The organism is Paraburkholderia ribeironis (assembly GCF_900019265.1).
Taxonomy (GTDB): Bacteria; Pseudomonadota; Gammaproteobacteria; order Burkholderiales; family Burkholderiaceae; genus Paraburkholderia; species Paraburkholderia ribeironis.
Window position 1 is genome coordinate 53,433 of the sequence record NZ_CYGX02000010.1, and the last position, 14,094, is coordinate 67,526.

A 14,094-nucleotide genomic window follows, 5' to 3' on the forward strand; every position below is an offset into this window, starting at 1 on the left:
GAGCAGCAGCTGGCGGCTGGTCATGCGACCAGCCCGGCTGCTCGATCCGGTTGCGCAACGCGAGTCCAACTCAGGTGCGCAGTTCAGCGACGAAGTCGTAGTGATCGTCGCGGCAATAGGTATCGGTCAGTTCGATCGCGCGCTGGTCGGCGCTGTAACCGATACGGGTAATGACCAGCAGAGCCGTGCGCGGTTCGATATCCATCAACGAAGCGATCTCGCTCGACGCGTTGACCGCCCGAAAGTGCTGCAAGGCGCGCACGACGGCCGCGCCACGTTGCTCCAGATAGCTGTACAGCGACACGCCGATCGCGTGCGGGTCGGGCACGATCGCCGCGGGCAGCGCCGAATGCTCGACCGCCATCACAATGCCGTCCGCGCGCCGCAGCCGCCGCAGGCTCGCGACCGCCGCGCCGGGCGACAGCCCGAGTTGAACCAGCTCGTCACGGTTGGCGGCGCGGATCGCGCGCTCGAGCCACACCGAATCCGGCCGGAAGCCGCGCTGTTGCATCCTCTTCGTGAAACCGGTGAGGCGCGACAGCGGATCCTCGACCCGCGGCGTGATGAAGCTGCCCGCGCCGCGCGCACGCCGGATCAAGCCCTGCTCGACCAGCAACTCGATGGCCTTGCGCGCAGTGATGCGCGACACGCCAATCGCGTCGGAAAGCGTGCGCTCGGATGGCAGCGCCTCGCCGGCCGACCATACGCCGCAGTGGATCGCGGTCGCCAGATTGCGCGCGAGCTGCAGATAGACCGGCGTGACGTTGCGAGCGTCAGGCATCAGGGCAGACCAGCGAGTTTCCATGGGGCTCCGGCGGCCGCAGCGAAGAGTGCGGCCTGCGAAAATTGAGAGCCCATTATATAACCAACATAATACCAGTCAACAGATTGGTTCCATGCTGGTATAGATGGCGCAAAGCCTTGCTGGACAAGGCTCGCAGAGGTTTGGTGAGGCATTCCAGAGCGCGATTCGGCGCTAAGGATTTACCCGCATGCGAATTCGGAGCATACCAGTGCGCTTCCTCCCGATTCGTTCGGCATATAGCCAGACGTCCGAAGCGATACCTTTTTGATACCAGTTTGATACACACGGAGCCGGAGTGGCTTTATGAACGCCATCCGTTCCCATATAGTGCGATGTACCAAACCATAACAATTCCCCGAGAGAGCCCGCACTTGACAGATTCCGAAGCGCTGCGGCGCGCGCAGGCCGTCCGCCATTTCAATCGGTTCTATACGCAGCACATTGGCGCGCTGCATGAGCACCTCGCGAGGAGCAACTTCTCGCTCACGGAGGTGCGCGTACTGTACGAGCTCTCTCGCGCACGCGCGCTGACGGCCTCGGTACTGGGCCGTGCTCTGGGTCTCGACAGTGGTTATCTGAGCCGCCTGCTGACCAGCTTCGAACGACGCGACCTGATCACGCGCCGCCCGTCCGACTCTGACGCGCGCCAGTCGTTGATCGCCCTCACCGAGCGCGGCCATGCGGCCTACGCGCCGCTCGACACGACCGCCATCGACGAAGTGCTCGCCGTGCTCGGCGGCCTCACCGTACTCGCGCAGGAACAGTTGATCGGCGCGATGAAGCTGATCGAGCGGCTGCTCGACGACCAGTCGAAGCATCGACTCGTGACGCTGCGGCAGCCGCACGCGGGCGAGTGCGGCTGGCTAGTGCATCGGCAAGCGCAGTGGTTCGCGGCGCAATACGGCTGGGATCGATCGTTCGAGGGCTTGCTCGCGCGGATCGTCGCCGATTACACGCAGCGCGACGATCCGCTGCGCGAGATGTGCTGGGTCGCCGAACAGGAAGAGATGGTGGTCGGGTCGGTGTGCATCATCGGCATATCGACGACGGTTGCGGGCGTGCGCCTGCTGTGGGTCGAACCGGACGTGCAGCGGCTGGGCATCGGCACGCAAATGCTCAGCGAATGCGTGCGGTTCGCGCGACGCGCGGGCTACACGAAGCTCACGCTGACCACGGCCAGCATGCTGCTGGAGACGCGGCGTTTATGCGAGCGGGCCGGCTTCAAACTTGCCGGCGCGACCGCCAAGCGCCGCTTCGGCCAGGATCTGACGATCGAAAGATGGGAACTGGAGCTGTAGAAGCCGACGCGGCGCGCACATCGGCGGCGCGCACCGGCTCGCGGCATTCGCCGCTTAGAACGACGGCACCATCGAACCCTTGAACTGGCTCTTGATGAACTGGCGCACGTCTTCCGACTGGTAAGCCGCGACCAGCTTCTTGACCCACGGCTTGTCCTTGTCCTGCGCGCGCACCGCGATCAGGTTCGCGTACGGGCTGTGAAGGTCTTCCAGCGCGATCGCGTCTTTGGTCGGCTGCAGGCCGGCGGCCAGCGCGAAGTTGGTGTTGATCACGGCGGCGTCCACATCCGCCAGCGAACGCGGCAATTGAGCGGCGTCGAGCTCGACGAACTTGATCTTCTTCGGATTCTCGGCGATGTCGAGCGGCGTGGCGTTATTGCCACCCGTGCCCGCGCCGGCCTTCAGCTTGATCAGGCCTTGCGCCTGCAGCAACAGCAGCGCACGGTTCTCGTTCGACGGATCGTTCGGCACCGCGACCTTCGCGCCCGGCTGCAGGTCCTTCAGCGACTTCAGCTTCTTCGAGTAAGCGCCGAGCGGCGAGATATACGTGAGACCGGCATTGACCAGCTTGTAGCCGCGCTGCTTGATCTGGCTGTCGAGGTAAGGCTGGTGCTGGAAGCTGTTCGCGTCGAGGTCGCCCGCGTCGAGTGCGGCGTTCGGCTGCACGTAGTCGTTGAATTCGACGACCTTCACGTTCAGGCCGTCGCGCCTGGCCACTTTCGTGACGACTTCCCAGATTTGCGCATCGGGGCCGCCGATGGTGCCGACCTTGATGACTTTGTCGTCGGCGTGCGCACCGAAGCTGGTCAGGATTGCCGCAGCGGCGATGACTGTGGAGAGGGCTTTGAGGATGTTTCTGCGCTGCATGTAATTCTCGCTGTTACTAATCGACTCTCTGATCGGTGTCAGAGTCGGGTGAAAGCCGGCGGTCTCGCTCGCGCGAGTGCGCCGCCAACTGAACCCGGGATGGTCTCATATGCCAGGCAAGATGGGAAATATCACGATCGCATATGGTTATGCGCGGGTTGTGTGTGCGGGACGGCACGGGATGGCGTGTGCGATCAGAACCCGCACGGCAGCCCACCTTCGCGCGATGCCGCAGGATGTACCGCTGACGGATCGGATCCTCGCCAGCGCCCCCTTCGCCCAGCAAAAGCTCGCGCGTTACGAGGTGACCGAGTTCAAGACGACGCGTCTCGCGCCAGGATTGAATTTGCCGCTACCGGCTTGAGGGTTACAACGGGGGAAGTTGAAACGGGCGCGGTCGAGTGACGCCGGGTCACCGAGCGTTGCGCGCCCATCTACGTTCTGCTGCGCTCGTGCCGTGTATCAGTCGAGCAGCAACTTGATATCGTGCACCCACGGCGTCGCGCCCTGACCATCGCGTGCGAACAGACGCAGCTTGCCTTGCGTATCGAATACATAGCTCGCGGCCGTGTGATCCATCGTGTAGCTGTCTGGCGTCTTGCCGGGCACCTTCGCGTAGTAGACGCGGAAATCCTTCGCGACTTTGGCGAGTTGCGCGTCGTCGGCGGGACGCAAACCGATGAAGGTCGGATTGAACGCCGGCACGTATTGCGCCAGCAACGCGGCCGTGTCGCGCTCGGGATCGACCGTAACGAACAGCACCTGCACGCGCTTCGCGTCGTCCGGGCCGAGTTGCTGCAACGCTTGCGACAGCTCCGCCATGGTGGTCGGGCAGACATCCGGGCAATGCGTGTAGCCGAAGAACAGCACCACCACCTTGCCCTTGAAATCCGCCATCGTGCGAATCTTGCCGGACGTGTCGGGCAGCGAGAAGTTGCTCGCGAATTGGGTGTTGCCGGTGATGTCGAGATTCTGGAACGCCGGCGGCTGCTTGCCGCAGCCGGCCGCCAGCAACGCGCCGCCGAGCGCGCAAGCCATCACAGCAGCACGCGTCACGCGCGCAAAGCGGTTTCTGAGCATGGGATTACGCGCCGATCACGACGCGCGCATAGTGGTCGATCAGCAGCGCGGCGAACAGCAGCGACAGATAGACGATCGAGTAACGGAAGGTTCTGCGCGCCAGATCGTCCGAATACTCCCGATAGATCTTCCACGCATACGCGAGAAACACGGCGCCCAGCAGCACCGCCGCGCCGAGGTACACCACGCCGCTCATGCCGGAGATGAACGGCATCAGCGCGACCGCGAACAGGATGATCGTGTACAGCAGAATATGCAGCCGCGTGTATTGCTCGCCGTGCGTGTTCGGCAGCATCGGCAGGCCGGCGTTTTCGTAGTCTTTGCGACGATACAGTGCGAGCGCCCAGAAATGCGGCGGCGTCCACACGAAGATGATCAACACCAGAATCCATGCGTCGCCCGGCACGTGCCCGGTGACCGCAGCCCAGCCGAGCGCCGGCGGCATTGCGCCCGACGCGCCGCCGATCACGATGTTCTGCGGCGTGGCTGGCTTGAGCAGCAGCGTATAGATGACCGCATAGCCGACGAAGGTGGCCAGCGTGAGCCACATGGTCAGCGGGTTGGCGAACGTGTAGAGCGTCCACATGCCGAGGCCGCCGAGCACGCCCGAAAAGATCAGGATCTGCGCGGTGGTGATCTCGCCGCGCGCAGAGGGTCGCCACGACGTGCGCCGCATCTTCGCGTCGATTTTCTGTTCGACGAGGCAATTGATCGCGAAGGCCGCGCCGGCCAGCAACCAGATGCCGACCGTGCCGCCGATCAGCACCGTCCATGGCACCATGCCCGGTGTCGAGAGAAACATGCCGATCACGGCGCAGAACACGGCGAGTTGCGTGACGCGCGGCTTCGTCAGGGCGATGTATTGGGAAACCCGGCTGCCGGGCGTTTGGGAGAGTGTTGTGCTGTCCATGTGGAGTCACGCTGGCGCGGCGTCGCGTGCAGGGAGCACGGCGCGGCCGGGACGGCTATAAGCGATTCGAAAGTTTAACATAACGAGCAAAAGCAGCAGGATCGCGGCCCCACCGTTGTGCGCGACCGCAATCGGCAACGGCCATTGCAGGACGATGTTCGACAGCCCAGTGACGAACTGGATCAGGACCACCAGCAGCACGCCGTTCGCCGGCCGCCGCAGCGACTCGAAGCGGCGCAGTTTCAGCGCGAACCACAGCAGATAGGCAATCACCACGATCGCAAACGTGCGATGCGTCCAGTGAATCGCCACCAGCGCATCCTGGGTGATCACGTCGCCGGCGCCGGTCATGCCGAGCGCGCGCCACAGGTGGAAACCGTGCGCGAAGTCCATCGGCGGAATCCATTGGCCGTTGCAGGTCGGGAAGTCGGTGCACGCGAGCACCGCATAGTTCGTACTGACCCAGCCGCCCAATGCGATTTGCGCGACCAGCAGCGCCAGACCCGCCAGCGCCGCCACGCGCCAGCGCGCGGCTTCGGGTTCGTCGGCGGGTAACGGCGTCAGCCGCGCCGCCAGCCAGCCGAGCGTGCCGAGCAGCGCGAGGCCGAGCAGCAGGTGCGTCGTCACGATGATCGGCTGCAGCTTCATGGTCACGGTCCACGCGCCAAATGCGCCTTGCACCAGAATCAGCAGCAGCAGCGACGTCGGCCACCACGGCGACACGTGCAACGGACGGCGCCTGATGCGCGCCGTCCACGCGATGATCGTCTGCGCGATGATCAGCACGCCGATCGCCATCGCGAAGTAACGGTGGATCATTTCGATCCAGGCCTTGGCCATGCTGACCGGTCCGGTGGGCATCGCCTGATACGCAGCTGAAATGGCCGCGTGCGCGATGAACGGCGACGAGGTGCCGTAGCAGCCCGGCCAGTCCGGGCAGCCTAGCCCGGAATCGGTGAGACGCGTGAAGCCGCCGAACATCACCAGATCGAGCGTCAGGAAGGTCGTCAGCCAGACCAGCTTGCGGAATTTGTTGTCGTCGGCCTTGACCCACACGTAAGACAGCGGCAACAACGCGATACACAGCCCGATCAAGGCCAGTTGCAGTACGAACATCGTTTCTTACCCTGGTTGCGGCATCAGCCGATGTTCGACCATTTGAGCAGCTTGGTCACGTCGCCCTTGATCTTGCTCGGGTTCGGATCTTTCGGGAAACGCATCATCAGATTGCCGTTCGGATCGACCATGTAGATATGGTCGGTGATCTGGGTGCCGGTGTCGGCGGGCAGCCAGGCAGACACCTGCGCCGGATCGGCGATCAACATGTTGGTGTCGGGATAGGCCGTTTGTATCATGTCGGCGACCTTGCCTGCGTCGGTGCGCAGCCACACCTCCACGACGCGCTCGCGTTCCGGTCCCTGGGCTGCGCGGATTTGTCGCATGAAGTAGAGCTTGGTGACACACGCCTTGTCGCACGCGCTGCGGTCGACCGAGATCAGCAGCCAGCGCCCGCGCAACGTGGCCAGCTTGAGCGGCTTGCCGTCCTCGCCCGTGACCACGAGCGAGTCGGGAATCGGCCGTTGCGGTTCGACCAGCGTGCCGTAGCTCGTGCTGCCGCCGGTCGGCTTGACCACGTAGTACATGAAATACGACACGGCGATCGGCGCCGCGCAGATGATCGCCAGCAATAGCAGAACCCAGCGGCCGCGTCGCCACGAGCCCTTGCCGTTGGATTGGCCGGGCAGCGCTTGTGCCGCGGCGGATTTGCCGGCTCGCGGTGAACGGGGAGATTGCATCGACACTACAGGACCTCTTTCAAATGATTGTGCGGTGCCGGCCCTTCGGCGGGCGGCAAGCCGCATGTACTGCGTATAGATCGCGCGTTTGCGACGGCGGTTGCCACTGCAATTGCTACTGCATTTGCCTCGCTACTCGCGCGTGGCCACGTTACGCGCCTCGCGCGTGCTCTTTTCGGGCGGCACGGCGCGCGGCATACAGGCCGAATGCGAGAGCCGCGGCCGCCATGCCCCACCACTGGAACATGTAGCCATAGTTACGCTCGACGCCGCTGGTCGGCGCGGGCCAATCGCGCACCAGTGTGTCGCCGTCGTCGCTCAGTTGCTGTATCACGAACGATTGCAGCGGCAGCCCGGTTTCCGCCGCATAGGCGGCGACGTCCAGATTCTGGCGGATCAGCTGATGCGCGGCCGAGCCGCCCTGCCCCAGTTCGAAAGCGCGCGATGCGTCGGCGCGCGCAATCCCTTCAATTTCGATTTCGCCTTGCGGCGTGCCGTAAGGCGCGATGGTCTCGCGACTGCTCATGTTGCGCGGCAGCCAGCCGCGATTGACCAGTACGTAGCCGCCGTCGGTCAACCTGAAAGGCATCACGACGTAGAAGCCCGGCTGGTCGTTATACGGACGATTGTCCAGGTACACGACCTTGTCCGTGACAAAACTGCCGCGCGCCTTTACGCGATGAAATTCGATGTCCTTCAATTCGACCGGTGCGGCGCTCACAGGCCGCGCCGGTGCGTTTTCGAACTGCGTGATGTGTGCTTCGAGCGCTTCCTTCTGATGCGCACGATCGAGCTGCCAGAAACCGAGCCGCACCGTCACGGCGACCACGAGCACAATCAGCAGCGCGGGAATCAGACGGATCTTCATTGAACGCGCTCCAGCCACGCTTGCGGTGCCGCCTGGAACTTGCGGCAAACGCCCGCACGCGGTGCGATAATAAACGCCTTGCCTTTGCGCTTTCCGGTTTCAGCGGGTTCCATGCACATTATCGTTCCCATCGCCTTTGTCCTGATCATCGCCAGCATGGTGTCGGCGCTGTATTTCATGATGCATGACAAGGGCAAAACCAAGCGGATGGTCTGGTCGCTCGCCACGCGGGTGGGCCTGTCGATCTCGCTGTTTCTGTTCATCCTGTTTGCACACTGGATGGGCTGGATTCAGGCGACCGGTATTCCTTACGGGCGTTGAGTCCGGCGCAGCAATCCTCACACCGCCAAACAAAACGCCGCCCTGACACGGTCGAGGGCGGCGCTGCATAAGTCCTTGCAAGCTGTTCGCGCGCCCCGCCCCGCAGGACGTTGCGCGCAGCCCGCACTCATTCCGGCAGCCGGCCGGTGCGGGCCAGACTGCGTTACAGCCAGTACACGACGACGTACAGCCCGAGCCACACCACGTCGACAAAGTGCCAATACCAGGCGGCGCCTTCGAACGCGAAGTGATGCTCCGGCGTGAAGTGGCCGCGGATCAAGCGCACCAGCACCACCGCGAGCATCGTGCCGCCGAGGAACACGTGGAAACCGTGGAAGCCGGTCAACAGGAAGAACGTCGAACCATACACACCCGACGCCAGCGTCAGATTCAATTCGTTGTACGCGTGGAAGTATTCGAAGGCTTGCAGGAACAGGAAGCAGACGCCCAGCACGAGCGTAGCCGCCAGCCAGGCGATCGCCTTGTTGCGATGATTTTCACGCAGCGCGTGGTGCGAAACCGTCAGCGTGGCGCCCGAGGACAACAGAAGCGCCGTGTTGATGGTCGGCACCGGCCACGGCTGCATCGACTTGTACGTCGACACCAGCGCTGCCGGGCCGTTGTTCGGCCACACCGCCGAGAAATCCGGCCAGATCAGCTTGTAATCGAGACTGCCCAGCTGATGCATTGCGATTGCACGCGCATAGAACAGCGCGCCGAAAAACGCGGCGAAGAACATCACTTCGGAGAAGATGAACCAGCTCATGCTCCAGCGGTACGACTTGTCGACATTCTTGCCGTACATGCCGCCTTCGGACTCGGCGATCGCGTCGCCGAACCAGTGCCATAGCGTAAAGAGCAGCCACAACAAACCAGCGAAGACGCCGAGCGGCGCCCACGTATGGTCGTTGATCCAGGCCGCAAGCGATCCGAGCATGACCAGCAATCCGGCAGCGGCGCTGATCGGATGCCGCGACGGATGCGGTACGAAATAGTACGGGCTCTCGTTTTGACCGCTCATTCTTGATTCTCCACTTCAGTCCAGTTGTTCCGGAATCTCCGGCTGTATCTTCGGCGGCGCGTCGATACCGCACCGCTTCACTCTAATTCGTGGGCCCTGCTGCCTCGCCCGGTCCTGCCTCGCCCTTGCCCTGGCGATGCACCGACGCTCAACCCACCACGGCGCGCACGATCAGGATCAGCACCACGATCAGGATAGCCGCACTGATCAGCGCCGCCAGGATCACATGCAGCGGGTTCAACTGCGTGGCGTCCGCTTCCAGATCGCGGCGCTTGCGCACGCCGAAAAACGACCAGAACACAGCACGCATCGACTGACCAAAACTGCTCTTGCGCGGGCTGCCGCCGTTATTGCTCATCTTCTCCCGTCTCCCTTCGGTCGCGGCACGAGTCGTCAGGCCGGATTGGCGGTGCTTGCCGCCGTGTTGGCCGTGGGCGCCGCGCCGCCGGCCGTCGCCGCTGCCGGCGTGTTCAATTCAAAGAACGTGTACGACAACGTGATCGTTTTCACATCCTTCGGCAACTTCGGGTCGACCACGAATACCACCGGCAACCGCTTGCTCTGATTCGCCGTCAACGTCTGCTGCGTAAAGCAAAAACACTCGATCTTCCTGAAGTACTCGGTGGCCTGCTTCGGCGCGTAGCTCGGAATGGCTTGCGCGTGAATCGTGCGCGCCTGTTCGTTGCTGACCTCGTACATGACCGTTGTCACTTCGCCCGGATGCACGTCGAGGCTGCGCTGCTCCGGCTTGAAACCCAACGGGCCGCGTGCGTTCGCATCGAGTTCGATCGAAATCGTGCGGCTCATGTCGACCTGCGTATTCTTCGCCTCGCGCGCCGTCGTATCACGCTGCACGAGGTTGTTGACGCCGCTGATCTCGCAGATCGCGCGATACATCGGCACCAGCGCGAAACCGAAACCGAACATCATCAAAGCGACGATGAACAGCTTGATCAGCATCGAACGGTTGAAAGAGCGGTCGGCCTGAGCCGGCGGTTGCGTCGACATCTCAATCCTCAACAAACCTGCCAACAGACTTCCACGCCTGCCTCAGGTAAACCACCACTGCTTGATGATGACGCTCGCGAAAAAGACCGCCGCGATAGCGAACATCACCCAACCTATCCGCCTGTTGCGCGCGCGGATCTGCTCCCGTGTACGTCGTTGCTGTGAATTGCGCGTCATGCTGACTTCTGAATACTTTTCGTGACTGGCGGGGTGCAGTCTGCGTCTCGTGGCTGCCGGTTCCCGCTGCGACCTACCGCGCCGCGGGAGCCGGGCACCTCACCGAACGCCGCTTACTCGACGATCGGCGGATGTTCGAACGTGTGGAACGGAGCCGGGCTCGGCACGGTCCATTCGAGGCCAGCTGCACCATCCCACGGCTTGTCGCCAGCTTCTTCGTGCTCGCCGCCGCCACGGTAGGCCGGCAACGCAACCGCGAACAGGAAGTAGACCTGCGCCAGACCGAAGCCGAACGCGCCAATCGAGATGACCTGGTTCCAGTCGGTGAACTGTGCCGGATAGTCAGCGTAGCGACGCGGCATACCTGCGAGACCGACGAAGTGCATCGGCAGGAACGCGAGGTTGAAGAAGAACATCGACGCCCAGAAGTGAATCTTGCCGCGCGTTTCGTTGTACATCCAGCCAGTCCACTTCGGCGACCAGTAGTACCAGCCGGAGAACAGCGCGAACAGCGAGCCGGCCACCAGCACGTAGTGGAAGTGCGCCACCACGAAATAGGTACCGTGATACTGGATATCGAGCGGCGCCATCGCGAGCATCAGACCCGACAGGCCGCCGAACGTGAAGACCAGCAGGAAGCCGACTGCGAACAGCATCGGCGTTTCGAAGGAGAGCGAACCGCGCCACATCGTCGCGACCCAGTTGAACACCTTCACGCCGGTGGGCACCGCGATCAGCATCGTCGCGTACATGAAGAACAGTTGGCCCGTGACCGGCATGCCGGTCACGAACATGTGGTGCGCCCAGACCATGAACGACAGAATCGCGATCGACGACGTTGCATACACCATCGAGCTATAGCCGAACAGCGGCTTGCGCGAGAACGCCGGGATCACCTCCGACACGATCCCGAACGCCGGCAAGATCATGATGTACACCTCGGGGTGCCCGAAGAACCAGAAGATATGCTGGTACATCACGGGGTCGCCGCCGCCGGCCGCGTTGAAGAACGACGTGCCGAAGTGACGATCGAACAGCACCATGGTGATTGCGCCTGCCAGAACCGGCATCACGGCGATCAGCAGGTACGCGGTGATCAGCCACGTCCAGACGAACATCGGCATCTTCATCAGCGTGAGGCCGGGCGCGCGCATGTTCAGGATGGTCACGACGATGTTGATGCCGCCCATGATCGACGACGCACCCATCAGGTGGACCGCGAAAATCGCGAAGTCCATGCCCGGGCCCATCTGCGTGGACAACGGCGCGTACAGCGTCCAGCCCGCGGCGGTCGCGCCGCCCGGCGAGAAGAACGAACCCACCAGCAACACCGCCGCCACCGGCAGCAGCCAGAAACTGAAGTTGTTCATCCGCGCGAAAGCCATGTCCGATGCGCCGATCTGCAGCGGCACCATCCAGTTCGCGAAACCGACGAACGCCGGCATGATCGCGCCGAACACCATGATCAGGCCGTGCATGGTGGTCAACTGGTTGAAGAACTCGGGACGCATGATCTGCAGACCCGGTTCGAACAGCTCGGCACGGATCATCAGCGCCATCACGCCTCCGGAGAGGAACATGGTGAACGAGAAGATCAGGTACAGCGTCCCGATGTCCTTGTGGTTGGTCGCGAACAGCCACCGACGCCAGCCATGCGGCGTCTCGTGGGTATGGTCGCCGTGCACGTGCTCGTGGCCCGCGACTACATCGTGTCCGATGCTAGACATGACAATCTCCTAAAGCGAATAGTGCGGTGCTGACCATGAACACGTCAGGCAGCCGGGCTGATCTGAACACGCCGGGCTTCTTTGGCGTCGGTGCCGCCCGTGATCGTTTCCGGCTTCTTCAAAATAATATGGTCTTCGGCAATGCCGGCTGCTTTCAACGCGTCGCGCACGGCTTCGGCACGACTCTTCGCGAGCTTCGCGTTGAGGTCGGCGGAGCCAGTGGCGTCGGTGAAGCCCGACAGTGTGAATTTCGCATCCGGATGTGCCTTCGCGTAGGCCGCGGCCGCGTCGACCGCCGCTTGCGCGTCGGCCGGCAGCGTGCTCTTGCCGGTATCGAAGTAGATGCTGGCCGGCAGGGTTGCCGCCGCCGCGCTTTCCGAACCGGCCGCCGCAGCTTCAGCACCGGAAGCGGTCGCTGCGCCGCTCGCTGCTGCGCCCGCTTCGGCCAGATGGTTGCCACCTTCCGGCAGCTTGCCGTTACGGGCGTCCGTAACCTGCTTCGGCTGGAGAATGTCGCCGGTGTGGTTGCCCCACGAGTTACGTTCGTACGTGATCACCGACGCGATTTCGACGTCGTTCAACGTCGGCGCCCATGAAGGCATCGCGTTCTTGCCCTTCAGCACCAGGCTCACGTGCTCGGCGATCGGACCGTTGGCGATCTTGCTGCCGTCGAGCGCCGGAAATGCACCCGCGCCCTTGCCGGTCGGCTGGTGGCAGACCGCGCAGTTCGCTGCGTACACTTTGCCGCCGCGCTCCATCAGCTCGGCCAGCGTGTAGTTCTTGTTCGGATCGTCCTGGCCGGCGGCCATTTTCTTCTTCTGCGCGTCGACCCACTTCGCGTAGTCGTCGGCGGACAGCACCTCGACCACCACCGGCATGAACGCGTGTTCCTTGCCGCACAGTTCCGTACAGAAGCCGCGGAACGTGCCGACCCGGGTCGCCTTGAACCACGTGTCGCGCACGAAGCCGGGAATCGCGTCCTGCTTCACGCCGAACGCGGGCACGTACCAGGAGTGGACCACGTCGTTCGCGGTGGTGATGATGCGGATTTTCTTGTCGACCGGGACGACCAGCGGATTGTCGACTTCCTGCAGATACAGCGTGGAAATCGGCTTGCGGCCTTCGGTTTCGGCACGTGGCGTAGCCAGCGTGGACAGGAAGCTGATGCCCTCGCCCGGGCCCTTCACGTAGTCGTAGCCCCATTTCCACTGGTAGCCGGTGACCTTGACGGTGAGGTCGGCGTTCGTGGTGTCCTTCATCGCGACGACGGTCCTGGTGGCGGGCAGCGCCATCAGCACGACGATGATGAACGGCACGATCGTCCAGATGATTTCGACCGTGGTGCTTTCGTGGAAATTTGCAGCTTTGTGGCCTTTCGATTTGCGGTGAGCAAAGATCGAATAGAACATGACGCCGAACACGCCGATGAAGATCACCGTGCAGAGCGCCAGCATCAACATGTGGAGGCTGAAGAGCTCCTCAGCGATTTTTGTCGCAGGCGGCTGGAGATTGATGGCGTTGACGGCAGGGCCGCCCGGAGCATCGCCCACTGCCAGGGCGGCACCGGCGAAAAGCAGTCCGCTCATCGCCAGCGCGCCCATGAGCGCTCGCTTGATTGTTTTCATAGCTTCCTTACCCAAATTTTCCATTCAAACCCTCGACCCCGCTGTCAGCCTATCCCGCGCTCCCCCTGAACGCCGCGTGCCTGCCAGATCTAACAACGTGCAAGCCACATGCGCAATTCGCCTGCGAACTGCGCGCGCTGATACTGCGCGAGATGTTGCCCGATCATGATCGTCTGGCCGCGCGAGACCAGTTTGATCTGGTCACGCGGCGTTGCGCCCGGCTCTATCCGCACCCAGCGCGGATTGAATTCAAACTGCGTGTGCTGCTCGGCACTGACCTGCTCGATCACCAACCGGTTTGGAAACAGCCGGATGCGCTCGTAATCGACAGCATGACGCGCGTAGACGGCGAACGCGATGCCCACCGCGAGCAATTCGATACCGGTGAACGGCAACACCAGCCATGCGCCGATCAGACCCAGCATGAAAGCAATTGCCAACGGGAACAACGCAAGCGAAACGTAGAGACAGACGAACTGCCGGGGCGATAACGAACAGTTGCGCTTCATCGTCCAGTCTTTGAGAACCGGATCTGAATCCGCCAGCAGATCTGACGCGCCCACCGCTGCCTCCTGCGAACCACCGCTTTCG

General features: G+C 62.9%; 16 protein-coding genes and 1 pseudogene. 3 read left to right on the top strand and 14 right to left on the bottom strand.

The annotated features are described in order from the left end of the window. Nucleotides 1-70: 70 nt before the first annotated feature. Nucleotides 71-805, bottom strand: coding sequence for a GntR family transcriptional regulator (locus BN2475_RS04950; RefSeq protein WP_094778448.1), 735 nt, complete (start codon nt 803-805; stop codon nt 71-73). A gap of 371 nt (nt 806-1,176) precedes the next feature. Here BN2475_RS04950 and BN2475_RS04955 point away from each other — a divergent pair, with 371 nt between their 5' ends. Further along, nucleotides 1,177-2,103 (top strand): bifunctional helix-turn-helix transcriptional regulator/GNAT family N-acetyltransferase, encoded by a 927-nt coding sequence (locus BN2475_RS04955; RefSeq protein ID WP_094778449.1) that lies wholly within the window; start codon nt 1,177-1,179, stop codon nt 2,101-2,103. A gap of 54 nt (nt 2,104-2,157) precedes the next feature. Here the strand turns inward: BN2475_RS04955 and BN2475_RS04960 are convergent, their stop codons facing one another. Continuing rightward, entirely contained in the window at nt 2,158-2,970 is an 813-nt protein-coding gene (locus BN2475_RS04960) for a MetQ/NlpA family ABC transporter substrate-binding protein (RefSeq protein ID WP_094778450.1), read from the bottom strand. A 250-nt stretch (nt 2,971-3,220) separates the two neighbouring features. Between BN2475_RS04960 and BN2475_RS36450 the strand changes: the two are divergent. Then, nucleotides 3,221-3,334: pseudogene (locus BN2475_RS36450) on the top strand (YciI family protein); the annotation flags it as partial. A 98-nt stretch (nt 3,335-3,432) separates the two neighbouring features. On the opposite strand, the gene BN2475_RS04970 reads toward BN2475_RS36450, so the two are convergent. The 5 genes from BN2475_RS04970 to BN2475_RS04990 form a co-directional block, all read right to left on the bottom strand. Then, complete coding sequence (locus BN2475_RS04970; RefSeq protein ID WP_094778451.1) at nt 3,433-4,050, bottom strand: SCO family protein; 618 nt, start codon at nt 4,048-4,050, stop codon at nt 3,433-3,435. 4 nt (nt 4,051-4,054) lie between these two features. Next, a complete protein-coding gene (cyoE, locus tag BN2475_RS04975) occupies nt 4,055-4,960 on the bottom strand; it encodes a heme o synthase (RefSeq protein WP_094778452.1) in 906 nt (301 codons plus the stop codon). A gap of 6 nt (nt 4,961-4,966) precedes the next feature. Beyond that, the gene (locus BN2475_RS04980) at nt 4,967-6,076 is read right to left on the bottom strand and encodes a COX15/CtaA family protein (protein WP_094778453.1); all 1,110 of its coding nucleotides are present in this window, start codon (nt 6,074-6,076) and stop codon (nt 4,967-4,969) included. 23 nt (nt 6,077-6,099) lie between these two features. Beyond that, entirely contained in the window at nt 6,100-6,762 is a 663-nt protein-coding gene (locus tag BN2475_RS04985; RefSeq protein WP_094778454.1) for an SCO family protein, read from the bottom strand. 145 nt (nt 6,763-6,907) lie between these two features. Continuing rightward, nucleotides 6,908-7,624, bottom strand: coding sequence for an SURF1 family protein (locus tag BN2475_RS04990; RefSeq protein ID WP_094778455.1), 717 nt, complete (start codon nt 7,622-7,624; stop codon nt 6,908-6,910). 111 nt (nt 7,625-7,735) lie between these two features. On the opposite strand from BN2475_RS04990, the gene BN2475_RS04995 reads away from it, so the two are divergent. Further along, nucleotides 7,736-7,945, top strand: coding sequence for a twin transmembrane helix small protein (locus tag BN2475_RS04995; RefSeq protein WP_094778456.1), 210 nt, complete (start codon nt 7,736-7,738; stop codon nt 7,943-7,945). 163 nt (nt 7,946-8,108) lie between these two features. Here the strand turns inward: BN2475_RS04995 and BN2475_RS05000 are convergent, their stop codons facing one another. The 7 genes from BN2475_RS05000 to BN2475_RS05030 form a co-directional block, all read right to left on the bottom strand. Beyond that, nucleotides 8,109-8,966: a cytochrome c oxidase subunit 3 gene (locus BN2475_RS05000; RefSeq protein WP_094778457.1), complete on the bottom strand. Its 858-nt coding sequence runs from the start codon at nt 8,964-8,966 to the stop codon at nt 8,109-8,111. Between the two features lie 148 nt (nt 8,967-9,114). Then, nucleotides 9,115-9,324, bottom strand: a complete 210-nt coding sequence (locus BN2475_RS05005) for a DUF2970 domain-containing protein (RefSeq protein WP_094778458.1) — start codon at nt 9,322-9,324, stop codon at nt 9,115-9,117. Nucleotides 9,325-9,359: 35 nt separating this feature from the next. Beyond that, a complete protein-coding gene (locus tag BN2475_RS05010; RefSeq protein ID WP_094778459.1) occupies nt 9,360-9,974 on the bottom strand; it encodes a cytochrome c oxidase assembly protein in 615 nt (204 codons plus the stop codon). A 42-nt stretch (nt 9,975-10,016) separates the two neighbouring features. After that, a complete protein-coding gene (locus BN2475_RS34975; protein ID WP_094778460.1) occupies nt 10,017-10,151 on the bottom strand; it encodes a cytochrome oxidase small assembly protein in 135 nt (44 codons plus the stop codon). 113 nt (nt 10,152-10,264) lie between these two features. Then, a complete protein-coding gene (ctaD, locus tag BN2475_RS05020; RefSeq protein WP_094778461.1) occupies nt 10,265-11,878 on the bottom strand; it encodes a cytochrome c oxidase subunit I in 1,614 nt (537 codons plus the stop codon). Between the two features lie 44 nt (nt 11,879-11,922). After that, nucleotides 11,923-13,527, bottom strand: coding sequence for a cytochrome c oxidase subunit II (gene coxB, locus BN2475_RS05025; protein WP_094778462.1), 1,605 nt, complete (start codon nt 13,525-13,527; stop codon nt 11,923-11,925). 65 nt (nt 13,528-13,592) lie between these two features. Continuing rightward, complete coding sequence (locus BN2475_RS05030) at nt 13,593-14,066, bottom strand: DUF2244 domain-containing protein (RefSeq protein WP_094778553.1); 474 nt, start codon at nt 14,064-14,066, stop codon at nt 13,593-13,595. Nucleotides 14,067-14,094 lie beyond the last annotated feature (28 nt).